General features: G+C 30.8%; 32 protein-coding genes. 14 read left to right on the top strand and 18 right to left on the bottom strand.

Translation table 11 applies throughout. The features are described 5' to 3' along the window. Window positions 1-57 precede the first annotated feature (57 nt). Both HXZ69_RS10070 and HXZ69_RS10075 read left to right on the top strand, forming a co-directional pair. Window positions 58-516 (top strand): SGNH/GDSL hydrolase N-terminal domain-containing protein, encoded by a 459-nt coding sequence (locus HXZ69_RS10070; protein WP_286495859.1) that lies wholly within the window; start codon window positions 58-60, stop codon window positions 514-516. Then, complete coding sequence (locus HXZ69_RS10075; RefSeq protein WP_286495860.1) at window positions 486-1124, top strand: SGNH/GDSL hydrolase family protein; 639 nt, start codon at window positions 486-488, stop codon at window positions 1122-1124. Before HXZ69_RS10070 ends, HXZ69_RS10075 begins: the two co-directional genes overlap by 31 nt. Before the next feature lie 100 nt (window positions 1125-1224). Here HXZ69_RS10075 and HXZ69_RS10080 read toward each other — a convergent pair whose 3' ends face one another. Further along, the gene (locus HXZ69_RS10080; RefSeq protein ID WP_286495861.1) at window positions 1225-1599 is read right to left on the bottom strand and encodes an Mpo1 family 2-hydroxy fatty acid dioxygenase; all 375 of its coding nucleotides are present in this window, start codon (window positions 1597-1599) and stop codon (window positions 1225-1227) included. Window positions 1600-1713: 114 nt separating this feature from the next. Here HXZ69_RS10080 and HXZ69_RS10085 point away from each other — a divergent pair, with 114 nt between their 5' ends. The 3 genes from HXZ69_RS10085 to HXZ69_RS10095 all read left to right on the top strand — a co-directional run bounded on the left by HXZ69_RS10085 (window position 1714) and on the right by HXZ69_RS10095 (window position 2827). Further along, window positions 1714-2202: a hypothetical protein gene (locus HXZ69_RS10085; protein ID WP_286495862.1), complete on the top strand. Its 489-nt coding sequence runs from the start codon at window positions 1714-1716 to the stop codon at window positions 2200-2202. Between the two features lie 81 nt (window positions 2203-2283). Beyond that, window positions 2284-2535 (top strand): type II toxin-antitoxin system ParD family antitoxin, encoded by a 252-nt coding sequence (locus HXZ69_RS10090; RefSeq protein ID WP_219034673.1) that lies wholly within the window; start codon window positions 2284-2286, stop codon window positions 2533-2535. Then, window positions 2528-2827, top strand: a complete 300-nt coding sequence (locus HXZ69_RS10095; RefSeq protein WP_219034672.1) for a type II toxin-antitoxin system RelE/ParE family toxin — start codon at window positions 2528-2530, stop codon at window positions 2825-2827. Before HXZ69_RS10090 ends, HXZ69_RS10095 begins: the two co-directional genes overlap by 8 nt. A gap of 145 nt (window positions 2828-2972) precedes the next feature. Here HXZ69_RS10095 and HXZ69_RS10100 read toward each other — a convergent pair whose 3' ends face one another. The 3 genes from HXZ69_RS10100 to dnaA are packed head-to-tail and all read right to left on the bottom strand — an operon-like array spanning window position 2973 to window position 5582. Continuing rightward, window positions 2973-3680, bottom strand: coding sequence for an SAM-dependent methyltransferase (locus HXZ69_RS10100; protein ID WP_286495863.1), 708 nt, complete (start codon window positions 3678-3680; stop codon window positions 2973-2975). A 9-nt stretch (window positions 3681-3689) separates the two neighbouring features. Then, complete coding sequence (locus HXZ69_RS10105) at window positions 3690-4136, bottom strand: low molecular weight protein-tyrosine-phosphatase (protein ID WP_219034670.1); 447 nt, start codon at window positions 4134-4136, stop codon at window positions 3690-3692. Between the two features lie 18 nt (window positions 4137-4154). Next, on the bottom strand, window positions 4155-5582 hold the full coding sequence (gene dnaA / locus HXZ69_RS10110; RefSeq protein WP_286495871.1) for a chromosomal replication initiator protein DnaA: 1428 nt from the start codon (window positions 5580-5582) through the stop codon (window positions 4155-4157). Window positions 5583-5837: 255 nt separating this feature from the next. Between dnaA and HXZ69_RS10115 the strand changes: the two genes are divergently transcribed. The 3 genes from HXZ69_RS10115 to HXZ69_RS10125 all read left to right on the top strand — a co-directional run bounded on the left by HXZ69_RS10115 (window position 5838) and on the right by HXZ69_RS10125 (window position 7235). Further along, on the top strand, window positions 5838-6098 hold the full coding sequence (locus HXZ69_RS10115) for a hypothetical protein (RefSeq protein WP_038333588.1): 261 nt from the start codon (window positions 5838-5840) through the stop codon (window positions 6096-6098). A gap of 84 nt (window positions 6099-6182) precedes the next feature. Next, the gene (locus HXZ69_RS10120; RefSeq protein WP_125349076.1) at window positions 6183-6611 is read left to right on the top strand and encodes an acyl-CoA thioesterase; all 429 of its coding nucleotides are present in this window, start codon (window positions 6183-6185) and stop codon (window positions 6609-6611) included. Window positions 6612-6704: 93 nt separating this feature from the next. Continuing rightward, complete coding sequence (locus HXZ69_RS10125) at window positions 6705-7235, top strand: adenine phosphoribosyltransferase (protein WP_286495864.1); 531 nt, start codon at window positions 6705-6707, stop codon at window positions 7233-7235. 38 nt (window positions 7236-7273) lie between these two features. Here HXZ69_RS10125 and HXZ69_RS10130 read toward each other — a convergent pair whose 3' ends face one another. After that, window positions 7274-7921: a SanA/YdcF family protein gene (locus HXZ69_RS10130; RefSeq protein ID WP_286495865.1), complete on the bottom strand. Its 648-nt coding sequence runs from the start codon at window positions 7919-7921 to the stop codon at window positions 7274-7276. A gap of 109 nt (window positions 7922-8030) precedes the next feature. Here HXZ69_RS10130 and HXZ69_RS10135 point away from each other — a divergent pair, with 109 nt between their 5' ends. From HXZ69_RS10135 to HXZ69_RS10145, 3 genes are all read left to right on the top strand, one after another. Then, on the top strand, window positions 8031-8822 hold the full coding sequence (locus tag HXZ69_RS10135) for a HipA family kinase (RefSeq protein WP_219035197.1): 792 nt from the start codon (window positions 8031-8033) through the stop codon (window positions 8820-8822). Next, window positions 8800-9183: a DUF3037 domain-containing protein gene (locus tag HXZ69_RS10140; protein ID WP_125349073.1), complete on the top strand. Its 384-nt coding sequence runs from the start codon at window positions 8800-8802 to the stop codon at window positions 9181-9183. The genes HXZ69_RS10135 and HXZ69_RS10140 overlap by 23 nt, the downstream gene beginning before the upstream one ends. Window positions 9184-9263: 80 nt before the next feature. Then, window positions 9264-9590: a single-stranded DNA-binding protein gene (locus HXZ69_RS10145; RefSeq protein WP_125349072.1), complete on the top strand. Its 327-nt coding sequence runs from the start codon at window positions 9264-9266 to the stop codon at window positions 9588-9590. Between the two features lie 77 nt (window positions 9591-9667). Here the strand turns inward: HXZ69_RS10145 and HXZ69_RS10150 are convergent, their stop codons facing one another. The 9 genes from HXZ69_RS10150 to HXZ69_RS10190 all read right to left on the bottom strand — a co-directional run bounded on the left by HXZ69_RS10150 (window position 9668) and on the right by HXZ69_RS10190 (window position 18116). Next, a complete protein-coding gene (locus HXZ69_RS10150) occupies window positions 9668-10891 on the bottom strand; it encodes an aminotransferase class V-fold PLP-dependent enzyme (RefSeq protein ID WP_257468255.1) in 1224 nt (407 codons plus the stop codon). Between the two features lie 136 nt (window positions 10892-11027). Further along, the gene (sufD, locus tag HXZ69_RS10155; protein ID WP_219035198.1) at window positions 11028-12347 is read right to left on the bottom strand and encodes a Fe-S cluster assembly protein SufD; all 1320 of its coding nucleotides are present in this window, start codon (window positions 12345-12347) and stop codon (window positions 11028-11030) included. Between the two features lie 78 nt (window positions 12348-12425). Then, window positions 12426-13181: a Fe-S cluster assembly ATPase SufC gene (gene sufC / locus HXZ69_RS10160; protein WP_219035199.1), complete on the bottom strand. Its 756-nt coding sequence runs from the start codon at window positions 13179-13181 to the stop codon at window positions 12426-12428. A 39-nt stretch (window positions 13182-13220) separates the two neighbouring features. After that, complete coding sequence (locus HXZ69_RS10165; protein ID WP_219035200.1) at window positions 13221-13565, bottom strand: four helix bundle protein; 345 nt, start codon at window positions 13563-13565, stop codon at window positions 13221-13223. A 44-nt stretch (window positions 13566-13609) separates the two neighbouring features. Continuing rightward, on the bottom strand, window positions 13610-15067 hold the full coding sequence (gene sufB, locus HXZ69_RS10170) for a Fe-S cluster assembly protein SufB (protein ID WP_114999857.1): 1458 nt from the start codon (window positions 15065-15067) through the stop codon (window positions 13610-13612). A 4-nt stretch (window positions 15068-15071) separates the two neighbouring features. Then, complete coding sequence (locus tag HXZ69_RS10175) at window positions 15072-15926, bottom strand: hypothetical protein (protein ID WP_221854567.1); 855 nt, start codon at window positions 15924-15926, stop codon at window positions 15072-15074. A gap of 1 nt (window position 15927) precedes the next feature. After that, a complete protein-coding gene (locus HXZ69_RS10180) occupies window positions 15928-16257 on the bottom strand; it encodes a HesB/IscA family protein (RefSeq protein WP_180906272.1) in 330 nt (109 codons plus the stop codon). A gap of 119 nt (window positions 16258-16376) precedes the next feature. Beyond that, window positions 16377-17348: a tryptophan--tRNA ligase gene (gene trpS / locus HXZ69_RS10185; protein ID WP_286495867.1), complete on the bottom strand. Its 972-nt coding sequence runs from the start codon at window positions 17346-17348 to the stop codon at window positions 16377-16379. A 111-nt stretch (window positions 17349-17459) separates the two neighbouring features. After that, entirely contained in the window at window positions 17460-18116 is a 657-nt protein-coding gene (locus tag HXZ69_RS10190; protein ID WP_286495869.1) for a hypothetical protein, read from the bottom strand. Between the two features lie 121 nt (window positions 18117-18237). Between HXZ69_RS10190 and HXZ69_RS10195 the strand changes: the two genes are divergently transcribed. From HXZ69_RS10195 to HXZ69_RS10205, 3 genes are all read left to right on the top strand, one after another. After that, window positions 18238-19179 carry an energy transducer TonB gene (locus tag HXZ69_RS10195; protein ID WP_219035203.1) on the top strand — a complete coding sequence of 314 codons (942 nt, stop codon included), beginning with the start codon at window positions 18238-18240 and terminating at the stop codon, window positions 19177-19179. Window positions 19180-19356: 177 nt separating this feature from the next. Next, a complete protein-coding gene (locus HXZ69_RS10200) occupies window positions 19357-19551 on the top strand; it encodes a C4-dicarboxylate ABC transporter (RefSeq protein ID WP_135834486.1) in 195 nt (64 codons plus the stop codon). Continuing rightward, window positions 19535-20476, top strand: coding sequence for a PstS family phosphate ABC transporter substrate-binding protein (locus tag HXZ69_RS10205; RefSeq protein WP_135834485.1), 942 nt, complete (start codon window positions 19535-19537; stop codon window positions 20474-20476). Before HXZ69_RS10200 ends, HXZ69_RS10205 begins: the two co-directional genes overlap by 17 nt. A 37-nt stretch (window positions 20477-20513) precedes the next feature. Here the strand turns inward: HXZ69_RS10205 and HXZ69_RS10210 are convergent, their stop codons facing one another. From HXZ69_RS10210 to HXZ69_RS10225, 4 genes are read right to left on the bottom strand one after another with little or no spacing between them, the layout of a single operon-like run. Then, the gene (locus tag HXZ69_RS10210; RefSeq protein WP_219035206.1) at window positions 20514-21158 is read right to left on the bottom strand and encodes a hypothetical protein; all 645 of its coding nucleotides are present in this window, start codon (window positions 21156-21158) and stop codon (window positions 20514-20516) included. Between the two features lie 11 nt (window positions 21159-21169). Next, entirely contained in the window at window positions 21170-22129 is a 960-nt protein-coding gene (locus HXZ69_RS10215; protein WP_219035207.1) for a PorP/SprF family type IX secretion system membrane protein, read from the bottom strand. A gap of 17 nt (window positions 22130-22146) precedes the next feature. Next, window positions 22147-23985 (bottom strand): T9SS type B sorting domain-containing protein, encoded by a 1839-nt coding sequence (locus HXZ69_RS10220; RefSeq protein ID WP_219035208.1) that lies wholly within the window; start codon window positions 23983-23985, stop codon window positions 22147-22149. Then, window positions 23978-25102, bottom strand: coding sequence for a hypothetical protein (locus HXZ69_RS10225; protein ID WP_286495870.1), 1125 nt, complete (start codon window positions 25100-25102; stop codon window positions 23978-23980). Before HXZ69_RS10225 ends, HXZ69_RS10220 begins: the two co-directional genes overlap by 8 nt. Window positions 25103-25326: the final 224 nt, after the last annotated feature.

A 25326-nucleotide genomic window follows, 5' to 3' on the forward strand; every position in this document is an offset into this window, starting at 1 on the left:
AAAGACTTCCAAATTGGAAGTCTTTTTTTAATTTTAACCTTTAATCAATTATAACCAATGAGAAAATTCTTTCTGTTTTTTGCACTTATTTGTTCTTTTCACGTAGTTGGACAAATCAAATATATCACGAACAAAGAATTTACTGTACAAGGAAAAGCCTTTGATAATACACCTTTTTACCATAGAATCGATACCAACAAATACGCAAATCTTCCTGAAAAAGTAAAAGGTTTATTTACTGCTCCCGCTGGATTATATGTTATATTCAAATCGAATACTTCACAAATAAAACTGGATTGGACAACTCGTTCTACTTATTTGGGCGCGAATACAACTGGAATTATGGCGCGTGGGTTTGATTTGTATATCAAAGAAAACGGAAAGTGGATTTTTGCAGGTGCGGCTTTACCAAATCAGCAAAATATCAAAAGTGAATTGATATCGTCAAGAATTTATCAAAGACAGAAAAGGAATTCATACTTTATTTGCCACTTTGGAACGAAATTACAGATTTAAAAATAGGAATTGATGCTTCCGCTAATTTTATCAATCAACCGATTGCGTATAAAAAGAAAATCGTGGTTTATGGTTCAAGCATTGTGCAAGGTGCTTCGGCAAGTCGTCCTGGAATGAATTATCCTTCTATTTTAACACGAAAAACAGGCTATGAATTCATTAATCTTGATTTGAGTGGAAGTGCAAAAATTGAAATTGAATTGGCTGAAATGATCAAAGATATTCAAGGGGTTGATTTGTTTATCTTGGATTGTGTTCCAAATAGTTCACCCGAAGAGATCAAAAGTAGAACAATTCCGTTCGTCAAATTACTCCGAAAATATCATCCAAAAACACCAATCTTGATGGTAGAAAGCTTGATTCGACCAATGAGTAAATTTGATTTAATCGCTCACGAAGATATGACAAGACAAAATCAAACCTATCGAGCCCAATACGATGCGTTGATAAAAGAAGGCATAAAAGATTTGTATTTATTGAAAGGTGATAATTTAATTGGTTCGGATAACGAAGGTTCTACAGACGGAATTCATCCAAATGATTTAGGTTTTAGCAGATTATCAGAGGCCATTGAGAAAAAAGTAAATGAAATTTTGAGTAAGAAATAGATTAATACTTTATACCAACTTTTCTCAAAATAAAACCTAACAACCAAATAGGACCAACCAACAAAAATTGTAAATCTTTGAGAAAACTTGGCTTCTTCCCTTATATTTTGTGTCCAACGAATTGTAAAATCCACGTGATAATAAATACTACCAAATAAACTAACCAAGATTTTGTACCGAATTGCACATTGCACAACGAAATAAAATATTCCATAATCAACATTAGAAAAATCATAATGAAACCAACGACAACCGATAATCTAAAATAAAATATTGAAACAATAACCAATGCAATGATTGAAGCTATACTGATATAACCAAAGTTCTGAACATACAAATGCGGCGCTGGAATGTAGGATATAAAACCAAGAATCGTCCAAAAGATTAAAGGAACACAAATCCAATGAATAGTTTTGTTTGTTCCATTTTGATGACTTTCTCCATATTCACTAAAAAGTTGTTCTATTTTTCTCATATTGGATGATTTTAACTTAAATATAGGTTGAATTTGTTTGATTATTAAACTTTAAAACCAAAATTATAGTTGTAAATTTGAATATAACTTGAAATATCTTACAAAATCCAATTAATGTTTACAAAAATTATAAATGTATTTGCAATACTATTTGGTATCACACTCTTTACCCTACTAACTTATATTTTTTATAATCAAGCTTCTAAAGATTTATCTAAATATTCGCAAGTTGAAGGTATAATAACAAATAAAGGTATTATAAATTCAAACAAAAATTCTAAAATATTCTTTTTAAAACTTTCTAATTATCCTCAAAATCTCGCAGTATACAAAATGACTAAAAATTATTCAGAGCTTGATAATAATATTAGTCACGGTGACAAAGTAAAAGTATATTTTTCACCTTCAAATTCTAATAAAAATAACTTGGATATAGTTCAAATAGAGAAAGAAAATAAAATTTTATTAAGTTATAATACGCACAAAACCACCTACTATTTTTTAACCGGAATAACTACAATCGCTACATTATGTATCATTTTAATGACAGTTTATTATATAAAAAGAAATAAAATTGAGAATCCTATACCACCTATTTTCTAAATAAAACAAATTCAATATTAAAACATTAGCAATAGTTACCAAAATTTGGTAACTTTATTTTATTAAACTAAATAAGACGTTATGGGACGAAATACATCTGTTTCTTTGGGAAATTATTTTGAAGAATTTGTTGATACAAAAGTCTCTCAAGGAAGATACAAAAATGCAAGTGAGGTTATTAGAGCTGGTTTGAGACTTTTGGAAGAAGAAGAAGATAAAATTCAGTTATTGAAAAATTCGATACAAGAAGGTATAGATAGTGGAATTGCAGAGGATTTTGATGCAAAAAAACACCTCGAAACTTTGAAAGCCAAAATAAAAAATAATGGCTAAGTATTTCTTGACAAATAAAGCTGTTGAAGATCTTTCGAAAATATATGAATATACGTTTGAATTGTGGTCACAGAATCAAGCGGATAAATATTATGAAGAACTAATCAATTTTTGTCAGTTATTAGCCGAAAACCCCATGATTGGAAGAAATTATAGTGAGATTAATTCTGAACTTTACGGATTTTTAGCCAATCAACACATTATCTTTTATAGAATTCTAACTAAAGATGAAATTGAAATAACAAGAATTCTCGGTGCGGAAATGGATTTGAAGAATCGTATAAAAGAATAAACTTTTTAATTTTCTCACTTCAACTATTTTCACCGCAAAAAACGATTATACGAGAAAGCCAACTTTTTCAAGTTGGCTATTTTATTTACTTTGGATAAACGACTCGTGAAAAGCAACACGAAGTGTTGATCTATATTATAAAATTTTAAGCTTGCATCACAAAAATAGCAGGACGTTTATGAAAATCATACTTTTCATTTTTCCACTCTTTGATCGATAACGTGCGGATATCTTCGTCCTCTAATGTAATGTGGCACGCGACACAAATCTTGGTTTCGGCACGAAGAATCTTCGTTAAATCGTCTACCATTTGATTGTTACGATAAGGCGTTTCCATAAAAATTTGAGCAATTCCCGTTTTCGCGCTTTCAGCTTCCAAATGCGCTAATTTCTTTTTACGTTCTGTTTTATCGATTGGTAAATAACCGTGAAAAGCAAAGTTTTGACCATTCATTCCAGAAGCCATTAACGCCAACAAAATCGACGATGGACCAACCAAAGGAACTACCTGGATGCGTTTCTGTTGCGCAACTTTTACCAACTGCGCACCCGGATCTGCAACCGCAGGCAAACCAGCTTCGGAAATAATTCCGATCGTTTTGTTTTGATCAAATAATTTGATCAAATCTAACATTTCTTCTGGCTCTGTATCTTTGTTTAGAATGTAAATATCTAAATCGGCTTGAACTTTTTCGGGGCAAACTTGTTTGATAAATTTACGTGCAGATTTTTCGTTTTCTACCACAAACGTATCAATTGCTCGAATAATGTCAAGATTGTATAAAGGCAATACTCTACTGTGTTCGCTTTCACCTAAAAGTGAAGGAATCAAATAAACTTTAGCCGTTTTCATTGTATAATTTTAAAGATTATATTTTTTGATGATTCCGTCTGTGGCTTCATCTAATAATTGATAAACATGCTCGAAAGCATCTTCTCCATCGTAGTAAGGATCAGGAACATTTTGCGTTTGCCCTATTCCATCTTTCAAGATCAATTTGATTTTACTTTGCTCCTCTTCGCTTCGAGCTAATTGTTGCAAATTAATTAAATTTTGTTTATCCATTGCAAAGATTAAATCAAACTCATCGAAAAAAATTGGATTGAAATGCATTGCACGTTGATCAGAAATATCAACACCATATTTTTTAGCAACCGCAACCGAGCGTCTATCTGGTTGTTCACCAACATGCCAATCACCCGTACCAGCAGAATCTACCAAATGATTGTCGCCAACCTTTGATTGTAAAATTCCTTCTGCCAACGGAGAACGACAAATATTACCTAAACAAACCATCAAAATTTTCATTGAAAAAATATTTATAGATTAATCTGAAATTTTACGTGAAATATCTTCAATATAACCACGAAATTGCTTGTCCGTTTCTTGTAAATTTTTCACTGTTTTACAAGCGTGTAAAACTGTTGCGTGATCACGTTTACCGATTTGTGTTCCAATACTTGCCAAAGACGCTTTTGTATATTGTTTTGCAAAATACATTGCTAATTGACGCGCTTGTACGACATCACGTTTACGTGTTTTTGACTGAATATCTTCAATCTTCACTTTAAAGTATTCACAAACTGTTTTCTGAATGTAATCAATCGAGATTTCTTTGCGAGCTGTTTGTACTAATTTAGATAACGTACGTGATGTTAAATCTAAGGTAATTTCACGTTTATTCAACGTTGCTTGCGCAATGATTGAGTTTAATGAACCTTCTAATTCACGCACATTTGTATCAATATTTTGTGCGATATAATCCATTACTTCATCAGGAAATTCGATACCATCGTTTTCTAATTTTTGTTTCAAAATTGAAAGACGTGTATTGTAATCAGGGTTTTGCAAATCGGCTGATAATCCCCATTTGAAACGAGAAATTAATCGATCTTCCATATCTTGAATATCTGCTGGAGATTTATCCGAAGTCAAAATAATCTGATTTCCTCTTTGATGTAAATGGTTAAATATATGGAAAAAAACTTCTTGCGTTTTTGCTTTTCCAGATAAAAACTGAATATCATCCATAATCAAAACATCAATCATTTGATAAAAGTGAATGAAATCATTTTGATTATTATTTTTTACAGCTTCAATAAATTGTTGTGTAAATTTCTCAGTTGAAACATACAAAACAGTTTTCTCTGGGTGTAAATCTTTTACTTCTAAACCTATCGCATGCACCAAATGAGTTTTTCCTAACCCTACTCCACCATAGATGAATAGTGGATTGAACGAAGTTCCTCCTGGGCGTTTGGCAATCGCACGACCAGCCGCACGTGCTAATCGGTTTGATTCTCCTTCGATAAAATTATTGAATGTATAATTATGATTTAATTGCGAATCAATTTTTAATTTTTGCAATCCTGGAATAACGAAAGGATTCATCATTTTACCAGCTTGCAAATTAATTGGCGCTTCTACCTCTTGTGGGCGAGGTTTTTCTTTGTTCGAACTTGGAATACGTACCGTGAATGGCTCACGTCCTTGCGACTTTTGATCCATCAAAATACTGTATACCAATTTTGCATCAGAACCTAATTCTTTTTGTAAGGCACTTTTTAAAATTTTGATATAATGCTCCTCTAACCATTCGTAAAAAAATTTACTTGGTACTTGTATTGTTAAAACATTATTATTTAGTTTGCCCGGACGTATCGGTACAAACCAAGTATTGAAGGCATCTTCTGCAATGTTGTCTTTTATAAAAGACAAGCATTTTTCCCACACAGAATTTGCAGTTATCGTCATAATATTGTCCAAAAGTGCTTAAGTTTTAATGTAAAATACTGAAAGTCAATGTTAAATTTTCATCAACCCTTCTCTACAAAATTGTGAACAAATTTTGAATAAAAAAAATGATTTAGGTATTGATATATTAAAAAATACTTTGTATAATTAAAAATAATCAATAAGTAGTTTTAGATAAAATAAAAATACTGCAAAGATAATCTTTTCGGACATATTTTGGCTTATAAAACTATTAATTCTTATTTTTGTATCACTATGGAAATTACACAAGAAAAAATTGACTTCGCAATTATCAAAGTAGAAAATCATTTAAATGATTTGGGCATCAAAAATAATTTTTCTCTTTTACGAATTGAACAAGGTGAAGAAAAAAATGTAAGGACTTTTTATTATGAAATAGCAAATCCTACTTTCAAAACAATTATTCAAATTCAATATGATTTCTTAAAAGAAGAGCAAAAAGATTCTTCGCAAACTTCTTTTAGTTGGATGGATTACAAAAAAATTACTGAATAGACTTTTTCATTTTTTATATAATTAATGATAAAGTCTTTTTTTTGTTCTCTACTTTTGAAGATTAAAATGATGTTTTAGAAAATTATGGAGAAGATAGAAGAAACCGAACAATTAAATGTTTTTCGCACCAAAACTCGTATTCTATATAAACACACCGATCAAATGAAAGTGGTTTATTATGGAAATTATCCTGAGTTTTATGAAATTGGTCGTGTAGAATTGATGCGCAAACGTGGTTTTCCTTATGCTGAATTGGAAGCAATGGGAATTCAGATGCCAATTATTGAAATGCATACAAAATATATTGGTAGCGCTTTGTACGATGAATTAATCGAAATTGAAACAACAGTTCATGAGCGTGACAAAGGTGTTCGCATTCGATTTGATTACAATATATATAATGAAGTGGGAAAAATAATTAATCAAGGATACACTATTTTATGTTGTATTGATGCCGAAACTCGTCGTCCTGTTCGTATTCCAGAACGTATTTGGACAAGTTTAGGTTTATAATATTATTTAGAATCATTAATTATTCGTTAAAACAAATTCTTGCAAATGATTTCTCATTAAATTTGTTCCTTAACAAAACATGATTAAAAACGAATGTCAACACTTCAAGAAAAAATCAATCAAACGATTGTAGACGTTATCGATTTTCCAATAGAAGGAATTGTCTACAAAGACATTACTCCATTGTTCTTAAATTCTGAACTTTCGAATGAAATTGTAGACGCTTTTGTAGAAAAAGCAAAAGGTAAAGTGGATATTGTTTGTGGAATTGAAAGCCGTGGATTTTTGTACGGAATTCAGATTGCACAAAAATTAAAAGTTCCTTTTGTATTAATTCGTAAAGCTGGTAAATTACCTCCTCCAACAATTAGTCAATCTTATGATTTGGAATATGGACAAGCAACTATCGAAGTAAATTCGAATTACATCAAAGATGGTGCGCGAGTTCTAATTCACGACGATGTTTTAGCAACTGGTGGAACTGCCGAAGCTTGTGCTAAATTGGTAGAAAAATGTGGTGGAAAAACAACACAGTTTTCTTTTATTGTTGATTTAACTTTCCTACATGGTAAAGATAAATTAACATCTTTTACAACTGATATTGTTACTTTAACAGAATATTAAACTAAAAACTCCGCTCAAAATTTTGAGCGGAGTTTTTTTTATTTTTTAGGCGCTATAATCACTTCTGGCGCTCTTTCATTACCAATATCCAACAAAGCTTTTATATTCGCTAAAATTTCTCTAAAACTCTGTTTACCTTCCGTTTTATAAGGTCCGCTATCCGCATTATATCCAATACAATCCAATCCGAAAACTTTTCCTAAGAAAAGCGCTCTTTTGAGATGATAAGATTGAGAAATTAAAATCACTTTATCAAATTGATAAATATTTTTGGTTCTGTAGATTGTGCTATATGTATCCAAACCTGCTCCATCTAGATAAGTATCTTCAATTTTGACACCTCTATCCAACAAGTATTTTTCCATCACATCAATTTCATTAAAATTCTCGTGAAGTTTTTCTCCAGAAAGTAAAATTACATCCACTTGATCCTCTTTGTAAAGTCGAATTGCAGCATCCAAACGATCTTTCAAAAAACGAGTTGGTTGTCCATTAGCTTGCACTTTTGCACCAAAAACAACTGCCACACGATAATCTGACGGAATATTTCCTTGATAATTGTAAATGTAATACGAAGTAAAAACTTGAATAATCAATGCAACGATCAAAGTAAAAACCGCTATTAATCCAGCGATAAACATACTTTTACGCATTACAAATCTTCCTATTTTTACAAGTTTACTCAACTATCTTTTGTTTTAAAAAATTTTAACATTCAACAGTCTATAAGTTTAGTGATATTTAAAAATTATAAATGTGAAAATTATTTTAAATTTTTCATCGTAATTTTAGAGAATGAATGAGATTGAGTTAAGAACAGTTACCGTTGAACGCTATTTGCAACCTTTGCGCGAAGGTGGTTCTTTGCCTGCACTAGCTGATGCAGATGACGGTTTTAAATATGTTTTAAAATTTAAAGGTGCTGGTCATGGTCCTCGCATGCTGATTTCTGAATTATTAGGAGGAGAAATTGCACGTGTTTTAGGATTTAAAGTTCCTGAATTAGTTTTTGCAAATTTGGACGAATATTTTGGTCAATCCGAAGCTGATGAAGAAATTCAGGATTTGTTAAAATTTAGCGAAGGAACTAATTTGGCTTTGCATTATTTATCTGGTGCAATCAATTATGATCCTGCTGTAATGAAAATTGATGATAAATTATCTTCTCAAATTGTTTGGTTAGATGCTTTTTTGACGAATGTTGATCGTACTTTTCGCAATACAAATATGTTAATGTGGCACAAAGAATTGTGGTTGATTGATCATGGTGCTTCCTATTATTTTCATCATTCGTGGGACAATTGGGAAAAAGCAGCTCTTGCACCCTTTACGCCAATTAAAGACCATGTTCTATTGAAAAATGCTACAAAACTTGAAGAAGTTGATACAGAATTTAAAGCGATTTTGAATGATGAAATCATTGATAAAATTGTCGATTTGATTCCTGATGAATGGTTAGAAACAGAAGTTACACATGCTACTCACGAAGAAATGAGAACGGTTTACAAAACATTTATCAAAACACGATTACAACATTCCGAACTTTTTATAAACGAAGCGAATAATGCCAGAAAAAATCTTATATGAGTATGCAATTCTTCGTTTGGTTCCTAAAGTTGAACGCGAAGAGTTTATCAATGTTGGAGTAATTTTATTTTCGAAAAAAGAAGATTATTTGAAAGTAAAATATTTTATTAATGATAGTAGAATCAATGCTTTTTGCCACGAATTAGATCTTGATTTTATTGACAGTAATTTGAATGCTTTGTCTAAAATTGCCGAAGGAATTCATCCCGAATCTGCTGTATCTAATTTCGAAACCCCTGAACGTTTTCGTTGGTTAACAGCTGTCAGAAGTTCGTCTATCCAAAGTTCTCGTCCGCATCCTGGTAAAACAACAAACCTTGATAAAACCTTGGATCAATTATATAAAGAACATGTTTTATAAAAGTTAAACGCTTAAAAACGAATGTTTTAAAAATATTTTCTTAAATTTGGTCATACATTAATTTTAAATTATTTATCGCCATGAGTACATTAAGAAATAAAGTTCAGCTAATTGGGAATGTTGGTAGCAATCCTGATGTTAAAACATTAGAAAACGAAAAGAAGTTTACAAAATTTAGTCTAGCAACGAACGAAAGCTACACAAATAGCAAAGGTGAGAAAGTTCAGCAAACGACGTGGCACAATTTAGTTGCTTACGGACCAATTGTAAATGTGATCGAAAAACATGTAGAAAAAGGGAAGCAACTTGCTATAGAAGGCAAATTGACTTACCGAGATTATCAAGATAAAGATGGTCAACAAAAAACGATTACAGAAATTATAATTGATGAAATTGTACTTCTTTAGCGTTTAAAATAAAAGGGAAACAGTGATGTTTCCCTTTTATTATTTTATAAGATTCCAAAATAAATTTGGAATATGAATTATCCTAACATTCGAATCGCGGTTTTTAGACCTTCAATAAATGTATCTATTTCTTCTTTTGTATTATAAACAGCGAATGAAGCTCGTACCGTTCCCGGAATATTGAAATGCTGCATAATTGGTTGTGCACAATGATGACCAGTACGAACAGCAATTCCTTTTTTATCCAAAATCATTCCGACATCAGATGAATGAACGCCGTCAAATTTTAAGTTGAAAGAAACTGCGCCAGAATGTTCTGCATCTTTTGCATAAATCTCCACTTCATCAAATTCTGATAGACGTTGAATTGTATAATCTACCAATTCTTTTTCGTAATCGTGAATCGTTTGCATTCCAATAGAATTGATAAAATCTACCGCAGCTCCAAGTCCGATAATTCCTGCAATATCTGGTGTACCAGCTTCGAATTTGAAAGGTAAACAAGCGTATGTTGAAACCTCCATTGTTACATCTTTTATCATCTCTCCTCCTCCGTGGAAAGGTGGTAATTCATTCAAAATATCTTCTTTTCCATACAAAATACCGATTCCAGTTGGACCGTACATTTTATGACCAGAAAAAACCAAGAAATCACAATCCATTGCTTGAACATCAATTGCAGTATGTGGAGCAGATTGTGCCGCATCAATCAAAACCCAAGCACCTTTTGCATGCGCTTTTTCGATAATTGTTTTGATCGGATTTACAACACCTAATGCATTTGAAACTTGATTAACACAAACTAATTTGGTTTTATCTGTCAATAAATCATCCAACTTCTCAATATCCAAAATACCTTCTGCAGTTAACGGAATATATTTTAGTTTAGCACCAGTTCGCTGACACAACAATTGCCAAGGAACGATATTAGAATGATGCTCGATTTCGGTAATAATAATTTCATCATCGGCTGATAAAACATTACGAAGTGAATTAGAAACTAAATTAATTCCTTCCGTCGTTCCACGCGTAAAAATAATTTCGTAATCGTGTTTCGCATTGATAAATTTCTGAATCTTACGACGCGATTCTTCCATCAAATCTGTTGCTTCTTGACTTAATGTATGAATTCCACGATGTACATTTGCATTGTACTTTTCGTAATATTCGTCCAAAACATCTAAAACAACTTTCGGTTTTTGAGAAGTTGCACCATTATCTAAATAAACCAATGGTTTTCCGTTGACTTCTCTATTTAAAATTGGAAATTGACTTCTTATTTGTTGAATATCTATTGACATTTTTTTAAGTTTTGAGTAATGAGTTATGAGTGATGTGTAATAAAAAAGTAAGTATTCAAAATAGTTTCAAATACTTACTTTATATTTCAAAATAAGTTCAACTTAAAACTTATTACTTATAACTCAGAACTATATTTTATAATTCGAAATCTAAACTAACTCCTAATTTTTTTGCAATTATAGAGTTAACTCGATTTGAGATTTGTGGAATTTGTACATGTCGCAAAGCGTCTGCAGCAAAGGCATACAATAACATTGCTTTCGCTTCTTTCTTTGGAATACCACGTTGTTGCATATAGAACAAAGATTCTTCTTCTAATTGTCCAACTGTACATCCGTGCGAACATTTTACATCATCAGCAAAAATCTCTAATTGAGGTTTTGTATTAATTGAAGCTCCATCAGATAATAAAACATTATTATTTTGTTGGAATGCATTCAATTTTTGCGCTTCTTTGTGAACATAGATTTTACCATTGAAAACTCCTTGCGCTTTCTCATCATAAATTCCTTTGTACAATTCGTGCGACTCACAATTCGGGAAATTATGCTCCACAAATGTATGATGATCGATATGTTGTTTTCCATCAATCACCGTAATTCCGTCCATTACAGAGTTACAATTTTCTCCATTTTGGAAGAAATTCAAATTGTTACGTACAATTTTTCCTCCAAAAGCAAACGTAAATACATTGGCACGAGAATCTCTTTCTTGATTGATGTATGTATTATCAACTAAAGAAGCATCGTTAGAATCATTTTGGAATTTGTACCAATGAATCTCAGAATTACGTCCAACATTCACCTCCGAAACAACATTTGTTAAGTTTGCTTTTTCGTCTAATGTTTGATGTCTTTCGATAATTTGAACTTGCGCATTATCTCCAACTACAACCAAATTACGTGGTTGATACATCGCTTCTTGAGAAGCTCCTGTTGAGAAATAAACAATCTGAATTGGCTTAGATAAAATTACATTATTTGGAACATAAATGTAAGCTCCATCTTTTGCAAAAGCTGTATTTAAAGCAACTAAACTTTCACCTTTTTTCGCAATTTTTCCGTAATAATTCTCAATTACAGCTTGATGAGTTGTTTTATGCATTGCGCTTGACAAGACACAAATATCAGCTTCATCATGTGTTGTATTTGACAAAAACGAAGAATATTTTCCATTAATGAATACGATTGTGTACGTATCGATATCATTAATCAAATATTTCTTGATGTCTTTGTACTCAATTGCAACTTCGTCTTCTGGGAACAATTTGTAATCCACCTTCAACAAAGGAGCAAGATTTGTATATTTCCATTCTTCGTCTTTACGTGTCGGAAAACCTTTTTGATTAAAGATTTCGATGGCTTCTTGACGTAAACCTTCGATTTCTTTATTCACTTTGTTTTTTTCGTTGAACACTAAATGACGAGAAACTAAATTTTCTTTTAAATCAATCATTTTAGATATTGTATTAATGTATTATGTAAGAAGTAAAAAGTACTTTGGACTTAATACATTTTACATTTTACAAAATGTTTAGATTCCTGCTTCTTCTTTTACCCAGTCGTAACCTTTTGCTTCTAATTCTAAAGCTAATTCTTTACCACCAGATTTAATGATTTTTCCGTCTGCTAAAACGTGTACAAAATCAGGAACGATATAGTCTAATAAACGTTGGTAGTGTGTAATTACTAACACTCCATTGTTTTCATTTTTGAATTCGTTTACACCATCCGCAACAATACGTAAAGCATCAATATCTAAACCAGAATCAGTTTCATCTAAGATGGCTAATTTTGGGTTTAACATTAACATTTGGAAAATTTCGTTACGTTTTTTCTCACCTCCAGAGAAACCTTCGTTAAGCGAACGAGATAAGAAATCTTTTTTGATTCCTAATAATTCAGCTTTTGCACGAATTTCTTTCAACATTTCAGAAGCTCCCATTTCTTCTAAACCTTGCGCTTTACGCGTTTCGTTGATAGAAGTTTTGATGAAGTTTGTTACAGAAACTCCAGGAATTTCGATTGGATATTGGAAAGACATAAAAATTCCTTTTTGTGCTCTTTCTTCTGGTGCTAATTCTAAGATTGATTCATTATCAAACTCGATATCACCATCGGTTACTTCGTAATCTTCTTTACCTGTAATAACGTTAGATAAAGTTGATTTTCCTGCACCATTAGGTCCCATAATCGCGTGAACTTCACCTGGATTAATTTGAAGGTTTAAACCTTTTAAAATTTCGCGCTCTTCGATACGAGCATGTAAGTCTTTTATATTTAATAACATAATCTAATTTGTAAATTAGTTAATGTGATAATTCTTTAATTATCTTGATTTTGATGTACTTATAATTTTATTCACAATTTTAGAAATGTTTACCAATTTATCAGATAAACTTTCTGTATTTGGATAATTTTTAGATAATTGACATAATTCTAACCAATACTTGGTTTCATCAATTTCTTTTGCTGCAATCTTAAACTTGTGAATAAAATCATTCAAGCTTTCAGCGTTTTGAGCTTCTCTAATATTTGCTCCTATTGAAGTTCCTGATTTTAATAATTGATTTGAAATAACAAATTTCTTATCCAATTCAAGTTCTTCACAATATTCTATAATTAATAGTGAAAATTCTAAAGTTAATTTTAAAATGATATTATCTTTTTCCATCATTAACTCATTAACAAATTATCACATCAACTCATTATTAATAACTATCCTACAGAACCTTCTAATGAGATTTCTAATAATTTTTTCGCTTCAACGGCAAACTCCATTGGTAATTTGTCTAATACTTCGCGGCTAAATCCGTTTACGATTAATGCAATCGCTTTTTCAGTATCGATACCACGTTGATTACAATAGAACAATTGATCTTCACCAATTTTAGAAGTTGTTGCTTCGTGTTCTAATTGAGCCGATTTATTTTCGATTTCGATGTAAGGGAAAGTATGCGCACCACACTCGTTACCCATCAACAATGAATCACATTGAGAGAAGTTACGTGCTCCTTCAGCGTTTTTCATCACTTTCACCAAACCACGGTAAGAGTTTTGAGATTTACCAGCAGAAATACCTTTCGAAATAATTGTCGATTTCGTATTCTTACCGATGTGAATCATTTTTGTTCCTGTATCCGCTTGTTGATAATTATTTGTTACCGCAATTGAGTAAAACTCACCTACCGAATTATCTCCTTTTAAGATACAAGATGGATATTTCCATGTTACCGCAGAACCTGTTTCAACTTGCGTCCACGATACTTTTGCATTTTTCTCGCAAACTGCACGTTTTGTTACAAAGTTGAAAACTCCACCTTTTCCTTTATCATCACCAGGATACCAGTTTTGTACAGTAGAATATTTGATCTCAGCATCATCCATAATGATTAACTCAACCACAGCAGCGTGTAATTGGTTTTCATCACGCATTGGCGCTGTACAACCTTCTAAATACGAAACATAAGCACCTTCGTCCGCAATTAATAAAGTACGCTCAAACTGTCCTGTTCCTGCAGAGTTGATACGGAAATACGTTGATAATTCCATTGGACAACGAACACCTTTTGGAATATAACAGAATGATCCGTCCGAGAAAACTGCCGAGTTTAAAGCTGCATAAAAGTTATCTGTTGGCGGAACTACTTTACCAATGTATTTTTTCACCAATTCTGGATGTTCTTTAATTGCTTCCGAAATTGACATAAAAATAATTCCTTTTTCTGCTAATGTTTCGCGGAAAGTTGTTTTTACTGAAACTGAATCAAAAACCACATCAATCGCAACTCCAGACAAACGTTTTTGTTCATCTAAAGAAATTCCTAATTTCTCGAAAGTTTTTAATAATTCAGGATCAACTTCGTCTAAACTTGCTAATTCTTTCTTTGGTTTTGGAGCTGCATAATACTGAATAGCCTGAAAATCTGGCTTTTCGTAAGTTACGTTTGCCCATTCTGGTTCTTCCATTTTAACCCAAGCGCGGTAAGCTTCCAAACGCCATTCCGTCATCCACTCAGGCTCCTCTTTTTTGGCTGAAATAGCACGCACGATATCTTCATTCAATCCAACTGGGAATTCTTCATATTCCATTTCAGTCGTCCAACCAAACTCATATTGCTTTTGGCTAGCAAGATCTTCACGTAGATCGTCTTCTGTATATTTTGTGTTACTCATCTTATTATTTATAAAATGTATAGGTAAAATTAAACTGTAAAGGTTGCTGTTTATCAGCTTTATTTCCTAAAAATTTGAATTCTTTTAATCGTTGATTTTGATCTAAAATCACCTCAAATTGTGGTTGATTATTTTTCGAAATCTGATATTTATTTTGAGCAATTAATTTAATTTCTGACCAAGGTCCTTCTACCAAATTAATTTTTTCTGTTTTTTGCGCAACATCTGGTGTATATTCTTTTATTTTGAATGGCACCTGAAATGTCGAATTGCTATAACAAATCTTATTAATGTCTTGACCTAATGATTTTGTAATTCTACAATCGTGCATTAATCGATCTTCGAAACCAATTTTCTGCTCCATATAGGTTTTCTTCAACATCACATCTCCTTCTAACCAAATGATATCAAAAAGTTTATTTCCGTTTTTGACATACATATTTTCTTGGTCATAAAAGAATTGATTTGTTTTTACTTCACTTCCTTTTCTTGCTATTGTTTCGGCAGAAATTACACCATCTTTGTACGTATAACTTACTTTAGTTGGTGTTGCAACCTCATCTGTCAATTCAAAATCAAGAAGATTTCCTGTCGCATCATAATTTGCTTTGTACGCAACTTTTTTGTTTGATGCATTGGTAATGGTGATTGTTTTGATTTTTGATTCGTCTAAATCCAACGCTTTTATAAAAGGTTTTACATTAAACAAACCGAAAAATAGTTGTTCTGAATAAGCTTTATTCAATTTTTTTGAAGATTCGGTTGGTTGAAAAACCATCAAATCTTTTTCTACAATTGTATTTTGTCCAAAAGCAACAAAACCAATCAAAAACGTAACGAATAAAGCTATTTTTTTCATCTTAAACAGCAAAACTTTCTCCACAACCGCACGTGCGCGATGCATTTGGATTATTGAATACGAAACCTTTTCCATTCAATCCTCCTGAATATTCTAATGTCATTCCAACAAGGTATAAAAATGATTTTTTGTCAACCAAAATTCTTACGCCATTGTCGTCAAACAATTTGTCATCTGCACTTTGTTCTTTCGTAAACTCTAAATTATAGTTTAAACCTGAACATCCTCCACTCGTAACTCCTACACGAACAAAAGATTCTTCGATAGAAGTTCCTTCTTCTTGTAAAAGTGATATTATTTTATTTTTTGCTGATTCTGAAACCTTAATCATTTGATTCTAATTTTATATTGCAAAGATACTTATTTAAAATGACTTCAAATAATGAACGATATAAATATTAACAATCGCTTAAGTTATATTATTTATCGCCAACTTACAATTTGATCAAATTACTTCAATCCCAATTTGTTTCGCGTACGTTTCAATACTTTTTGTGCAACATCTCTTGCTTTCAATGCACCATTTTCTAAAAATGCATCCAAAGTCACTTTATCATTCATCAACTCATCAAATTTAGTACGCGCATCAGCATATTTCTCTAAAATTAATTCGTATAAAGTCTGTTTTGCATGACCATATCCGTAACCTCCATTCAAATAATTTTGACGCATTTCCTCTACTTGTTCTGGCGTTGCCAATAATTTGTATAAAGCAAAAACATTGTCTGTATCTGGATTTTTAGGATCTTCTAATGGAGTTGAATCCGTTTCAATCGACATTACTTGCTTGCGCAATTGTTTCTCTGGTAAGAAAATATTGATAAAATTATTTCTTGATTTAGACATTTTGTTTCCATCAGTTCCTGGAATCAACATAATATTTTCATCAATTGCAGCTTGTGGTAAAACAAAAGTTTCTCCCATTTGGTGATTGAATTTTTCGGCAACACTACGTGTAATTTCTAAATGTTGCAATTGATCTTTCCCAACAGGTACAACTTCAGCATCATACAATAAAATATCCGCAGCCATCAAAATTGGATACGTAAATAATCCTGCATTTACATCTGCTAAATAATCTGCTTTATCTTTGAAAGAATGCGCTAAAGTAAGACGTTGAAATGGAAAGAAGTTCAATAAATACCATGTTAATTCTGTTGTTTCAGTCACATCAGATTGACGGTAAAAAACTACTTTCGAAGGATCTAAACCTAATGCCAGCCAAGTTGCAGCCACTTCGTACGTATTTTGTTTTAACACTTCCGCATCTTTAATTTGCGTTAAAGCGTGTAAATCAGCAATAAAAATGAAAGAGTCATTTCCTTCTTTCTCCGTTAATTCGATTGCTGGAGAAATTGCTCCTAAAATATTTCCTAAGTGCGGAGTTCCAGTAGCTTGAACTCCTGTAAGTATTCTTGGCATTTGTTTTAAAATTTAAGAAGCAAAGATAAACTTAATCAACGAAATGCACCAATTGTAACGAGAAGTTTATTTGAATTAATTGACAAGAATGACGAAAAACATATGGATGCACTAAAAAAGCTTTCCAATTTGTCGAAATGGCCAAGAAATTGTGCGACTTAATTTTCTTAAAATAGTTGGAGATTTATAATAACTTACAACTGCAGCACCTAAAACAATATCTCCTGTTTCAGTTTTTATATTCTGACATATAGAAGAATTTGTAAAAGTGAATTCTTTAATTCCATAGCTATCATATTCTAAAGTATAAAAATCTTGATTAATCGGAACCTTTATTTTAAACTCACCATTTTCATTTGTATATACAATATTTTTCGAATTTTTAAGATTTACTGGAATATCATATTCTGGAAAACCATTACCATCATTAATAATTCCTTGCACTACAATCGAATCATTTTCTGTTTGTGCTTTTGTGATAGTTGAAAAGCTTAAAAATCCAACTAAAGAAGAAAGTTGTAACCATCTTTTGGATTGATTAGAAATAGATTTTGAAGCTTCGTATGAATTAAATTGTTCTAAATTTCTGGTTTTAATTTTTACACAAGCGGTAGGATTATCATTCAGAAAAGTTTTTAATTCTTTGAACGAATAATGGTCCAAATTGTGAACACATTTAGAACAAACATCACAAAACTTTTGTTGTGACTCCGCATCCTTCATTTCGTTCCAATTCTGATTGCATTTTTTATCAATTTGTAGCTGCATAAAAATCTACTTTTCAATAAAATTAAACTTTTTTCGAAAATTTTTCAAACCTCAACCAACCTTTTTGCAAAAAGATGAATCTATAAAGAAAAAAGATTCATTAACCTTAAATTATATTGATATGAGTAACAAAGCTTTTTTAGACATTCTTTTCGAAAACCGAAACAAAGAATATGGTGCGTACCAACTAAGACAAGTTGCAAACCACGATTTGATGAAATCTCTTTTTGTTGGGATTGGTATTGTTGCATTAATTACTGGTGGAACTATTTATGCAAATAATAAAACAATGAATAATGAAATAACAAAAAAAGATGATGGTGTAATTGTTATTTTAGATAATGTGACTCCTCCTGATAAAAAAATAGAAGAAGTAACTCCTCCAAAAGAAGATCCACCGATGGAAGAAAAAACAATTCAATTAAAAACAGATCAGGCGAAACATATTATTCCAACTCCAACAGAAAGTCCAAAAGTTGAAGAAACTATAAAATCTGTTGACGAACTAAAAGGAAAAGATTTAGGCGTTTTTAATAGAAATGGTGATAAATCTAATGGACAAGTTGGTGGTGGAGAAGTAAGTGACGAAGGAAATAAAGTAGGTAAACAAAATACGGACATTCCAGAAGGTCCAAAAACTCCAGAACCTAAAAAACCTGATGTTGCAATTTCAGCGAAAAATGCTGCAGTAATGGCAATTTATCCTGGTTGTGAAAGTGAGAGCAAAAAAGGAAATGCAGCTTTAACAAAATGTATGAGTGATAAAATCTCGAAAGAGTTAGGTGGAGAATTAAGTGATTTTGCCGAAACTGCTTCTCGAAATAATATTGGTTCAGCGGTTGCAAAAATGCAATTTATTGTAAACAAAAATGGAGAAATTTCACAAGTAAAACCGTTAAGTGGAAGTAATCAAGATTTAGGCAAAGAAGCTAAATCTGCGTTGGAGCGTATCAATAAACAAATTCTAAGAAAAGGTAAAAAAATAACGCCTGCAAAATTAGAAGATGGTTCGGATGCAAATTTAATCTTTTCAATTCCTGTTAGATTTCAAACAAACGAATAATTAATAATACTTTTCTTTCTGAAACCATTGCATTCATTTTTTTGAGTGTGATGGTTTCTATTGTTTAAGAAATTGAATATCTATTCAGAAAAAGTTCTTTTAAATGTATATTTGTCGCATAAAATTTAAGTTTTAAGTCAATCTTAACACAATAAAATTGTAACTTCGTTGCGAATTATGAATAAGAATATTGTTTACGGATTGATTGGTTTCGGTTATTTTTTGATCGGAATTTTTACTTGGAAATATCAGTTTTTCATCATCAAATTAGATGAAATAAAAGCGATGTTATTGGGTATTTTATTTATTGTTTATGGCGCTTTTCGTGTTTATCGCGGTATAAAATCTTATAAAAATGATCAAAAAAATTAGTTTACTTTCACTTTCGGCCTTTCTTATTTTTTCCACTTTTAGTTGTAAAGACAAAGAAAAACAGACAAAAGCTGAACAAAAAACTGCTGTAAAACGCGCTTTACACGAATACGGAGATTTGGCAATGACGGTAGATCCAAGCTTTAAGAATTTGGCGCAATCGTTAGCAAATATGTATATGGTTGATTATCCAGATGTAAAAATTACGATTAACGAAGAGATTGAAGAAAAAGCTATCAAAGATTTTTATGAAGGGAAGATTCCTATTTTGATGGTAAGTAAGCCTTTAACAAAAGCTCAACAACAACATTTATTCAATAAAACAACAACAAAATATATTTCTTCTGTAATTGCATTAGACGCAACAGTTTTTATTACCTCTGTTGATAATTCAATCAACTCTATCTCGATGAATGATATTAAGGATAATTTGTATAAAAATGATCCGAAAATAACATTTGTTTACGATCATCCAAACTCTGCCAATTACAATACAATAAATGATAAATTAAAATTATCTGTAGAAAATGGCGCAAAAGTAACAGCTATGGGCGATGCAGAAAAAGTGATTGATTTTGTACAAAAAGATAAAACTGCAATCGGAATTATTGGATTGAATATTTTAAGTGATAAAGGAAATCCGAAAGTTGAAGAATATCTTAAAAAGGTAAAAATATTATCAATTGCAGATGATAAAGGAAATTTAGCATTGCCAACTATTCCGAATTTGAAATATGGTGTTTATCCTTTTTATCGTCAAATTTATATTTTGAAAAATGAAGTTGGTTTCGGAATTGGAGCTGGTTTCACAAGGTTTGCAGGTTCGCAACGTGGACAAAAAATTGTAACACGCGAAAGTCTTCAACCTTATTATATTTATAAACGTGAAGTTCAAATTAATAATCTAGAACAACCCTTACAATAAAAACAGAAAACCTTCCGAAATGGAAGGTTTTTTTTGGTTATTTTCTATTATCTATCTCTTTTCTTAATTCTATTATATGTTTGAAATTAGACAGATCTTCTTCATTCAAACTATACCATTCAATCCAATCTATACGCATTGTTGTGTCATATTCTCCTAACAAAGCATCAAGTAAAATATAAATTGTATTTTGCATTTGTCCACTACCATCAAAATTCTTGATGTATAAATCTATTCCATATAAACCTTCATTTATAGACGATTTATAATACAAATCATCATAAGATATTTCATAATCATTGTAACGAATCCCTAAATTATCATTACCAATTCTTTGGCGAAAAGCAATAATATTCCAATTTTTGAATTTCGGAGATTGTTTAACTAGTTTTTCAACTGATACAAAACTCTCTTTTAAACCATCAGCCGAAATCGTAAATTCTCTTTTCCCATTTTCTAATATTGGACTTGAATTAAAAGCTAAATTTGAATCAACCTTTACTAATTCATTTCTAATCTTATCATACAATTCTAATTGTAATTCTTTGCTATCTATATTATCATAAATGTATTTTTCATTTTTTTTAAACCAATTCCAAAAATTAGTTTCTGGACTTGACTTACAAAAACTAAAAGATGAACAACCAACAATAAATAGGACTAAAAGTAAAATTTTATTCATTATTCATAATATTAATCAAATCTTGCTCCCCAAGGGTTTTGCAAATCGAAACCTAAACTAAATAACATTCCGTTCTTGCGACCATCAACTTGATAATCTGATAAACCAATATCGTAGGAAATTCCAGCTTTTAAAGAACCAACTTTAAACTTTAGGATTGGTGAAACAAACAACGGATTGCTATTTTTAGAATCCATTCCTTGCTTGTACCCTACTCCAATATCAACGCCTTGATTATTGTCTCCAAAACCAATATGCGACATCAAGTTTATATCCAAATGACGCTCCGAATTCGAGTTCAAATTATACACCAAAGAAGGTTCTAACGCAATTCCTTCGGAAACGTTCCATTTATATCCAACATTGAAATAATACCACGTTGGCAAAGGCTCTACATTGTTCACATAATACACATTTTGGCTTAACGGAATATCCAAAACCGACACTCCAGCGGAGAAACCAGCATATTTGAAAGATAATCCCAAATTCGCAAAATATGTAGAATATTTATCTTCTTGTAAAGCAGGGTCATTCGGATCTTCTGCGATAATTTTTGAATAATCAAAACGTTGCGAAACATTAGAAGCACCAACACCGAAAGAGAAAACATTGATTTCATCTCCATCATAACTTCTATCATCAATAGGAATGTGATATGCTGCATTAATTCCGAAACCAGTCATTTTAACTGCCCCATTTCTATCGTTGAAAAATTGCATTCCCAACGCCAAACGATCTACAATAATTCCGTGAGCACTTACCGTTTGTGTACTTGGACTTTCAGGTAAATCGTCCCACTGATTGCGATGCGTTCCTGTTATAGAAATCACATTCGGGTCTTGTCCTGCGTACGAAGGATTAATTAACATTTTATCACTCACCAAATAGTGATTATAAAACGGTAACCCTTGTTGTGCTTCTACTTTATAAAGTGAGAATAGAGTTAATATGAATAGTGTTATTTTTTTCATAAATATGTTTCAATCAATTAATTGATTTTTCGTTTAACTAATATACTACCAGAATATAAAACTTGCAAATCATCTGATTGCTTCGAGAATTCTAACAAATACCAATATGTCCCATCTGCAACAGGTTTACCATTTAGCGTTCCGTCCCATTTTATAATATCTGTTCCTTCTTGTGTCAATATCTGTTTTCCGTAACGGTCAAAAATAATCAATTTGTACGAATTTGATGTATCGGTAACTTTACCATCTTTTGTCATTGGTTGCCAAATATCATTAAAACCATCATTATTTGGTGTTACAACATTTGGTAAAGCAAGGTAAATAACATTTTTACGCTCCGAAACTCCACAATTATTCAATCTTACTCTTACTGTAAAATTATTATTTTTGATATTATCTGGAATAATTAATTCATTCTTTGTTTGCCAATCTACAATTACTTTTCCATCAGAATCAAACAACGCATATTCTAACTTTCCATTTCCTTTTGCAGAAACAATTATACTTTTTTCGTTGATTGTAATTTTATCAATTGTAGGCAATACTGAAAGAGAAACAACTAACGTTTTAACAATAGAACAACCCGATAATTTATCTTCAATTGTAATTTTATAATTACCTGCATCAAGCTCAAAAATATATGTTCCTAAAATTCTAGTTCCATCTTCTTTTTCTACCTCATAATAATACTTATCGTAATCTGTTTGAGTTGTAAAATCTAACTTATATTTTTCTCCTGTACACAATGGATCTGGATTTTCAACCTCGATATTAGGTAAAGAATTTTTCTTGTAGTTTAATTTTAAGGTAATCACACCACAATAGTCCAAATTATAAAAATCAACATCTACTGAACCTTGATTAGAATTAAATTGATCAAAAATTTGATCTTTTGTTTTAGAACTTGTTAAAGAATAATTAGTTTGAATGTAATCTAAAATTGCTTGAATTTGAGTTTTCGCATCATCGTTTTCACCTTCACAAAAAACAATTGGATTCGCTTTTGTATAACTTTCTAATGAAGGAACATCAACAATTAAATCTTGTTTTTTATTGACCGTTAATTCTACAGCTGTTAAACAAATCTCTCTTAATGTATTTTTAAATTCAATTGGAATATTCAAAGAAGTATTTCCTCCAAAATTCAATATTCTTTGGATAGAATTTCCTTGAATATATTCTGTTCCATCAATAAATATTTTGTAATCAAAAACATTTAGTCCGAAATTATTTTTTAATAAATCATCATCAATTGTTAATGTTTCTCCTTCGCAAAACACACCTGAAAATGTTGCAGATACAACATTTGGTTGATTAACTGTTTTTACAATTAAATACATATCTTCTGAAAAACAGCTTTCACCAACTTTTTTTATTTTAAAACTTAATGTTTGATTAGAATTTGCATTAACATTAACTGGTAAAAATGGTGTTCCATCTAAATTAAAAATATCAAAATCTGTAATGTTTGAAATTCCAAATTTATCTTTAATATGTTCTTTTATTTCATCTATATCAAAAGTATAATTTTGTGTCACACCTAAACAAACAGGATTGAATAAAACTTCAAAAGGTTTTGTAGGAATAGAAGAATCATTTAACGTAATTTTCAACGGAGCTGTAGATTCACAAAAACCAGCTTTATTTCCTGTAATTGATAAATTAAAACTTGTTTGTGTTCTATTGTTGTAAATCTCATTATACAAATTTTGAAGTTGTGATTCAATATAACTTGTACCATTATAAACCAAATTTATAGTAACTAAATTATCATTCTTTTTTACATTATTGATGATTAATTCAAATTCAGAAAAAGAAAAATCACTTCGGCAAAAAGTTAAAGTCAAATTATCCAAATCTACATTTGTTTTTTTTCTTAACTGTAAACTCTACAATATTACTTGTACAAGATGCATCAGAACGATCTTCAATCTGAACATTAAACTTAGCTTCATTCCCAATAAAATTATAAGGTGTTGTTGGCATATTCACTAAACGATAAATAGTTGAGTCAACTCCTAAAGCAGTTAAAATTTCAGCTTCTGATAAAATTTCAGTATTACAAACTTCTGCAAATTTTCCAGAAGGTAAAATAGGATTTGAGTTAATTAGCTTAAATTCAACTTCTCTTGAAAATAAATCTATAGAACAGAACTCAGCACCAATATATTTTAATTTGATTCTATAATTATTAGAATTATTTAAAGGAATATTTCCATTAACAATTGCGTCATCAACATATACTTCATAATCTGCATATTTAGAGGAATTAATAGATGGAGATATTCTACTAATTAAATCCTCTTTTAAAAAAGTTATTGACGTAGCACAATATTGTTCTGTTTTGTTTTGAACTGTATAAATCAACTCTGGAATAAATTTGAATTTTATAGATTTATAGATATAAACTAATTTATTAGAATTATCATAAACTCTGGCATACAAAATTTGTTCTATTCCGTTAATATAGCTGATATTATCATTTGTAGATGTATTATCTGGTTTATAAAATTCTATATTCCCAACATTTATACTTGGGTCTGAAACTCTAATATCATTTATAATTTTGGTCTTCACATCTGATAATAAATAATCATCTGTATAACAATGGTTATCAAAAACAAGATTATCTACTGTTTTAGCTCCACTAATTGTTAACTCTAAAATTGGATTATCTGTACCATAAATTGCTATTACAATAATTTCTCCTTCTTTTAACTTACTTCCATTTTCAAAAGCACTTACAAAACCATCTGTAGAATTTGATATACAATCATTTAATTTACCACCCTTTAAACCCTTCTCTTTTGTTATGTTACTATAAACAGCTCTAATTGGATTTATAGTTGTATATTCATTAGAACTTGAACCTGTTCTTACAAAAATATCATTAGGATTCGAATTTTTCGAAAGTCTCCATAACATAAAATGGAATTTATCAATATTTCCTTTCAATGTAAATTCAAAATCCATATCATTCGGTGCTACGTAATAATAAAAATTATAATAGCCAGTTGTATGGAACTCACAATTCATTAAACGTGGAACAAAAGAATTTACACTTTCGTTAGGTAATGTTATTCCAGAAGTTACTATATCATTAATTTTATTTATTAAAGGATGTGTAATCTTCCCTAAAAAACGGAACGTTTAAAAATATAGTTTATTAACTTAGGGATAATTATGAAACAAAGCAA

The organism is Empedobacter sp. R132-2 (genome assembly GCF_030324375.1).
Taxonomy (GTDB): Bacteria; Bacteroidota; Bacteroidia; order Flavobacteriales; family Weeksellaceae; genus Empedobacter; species Empedobacter falsenii_B.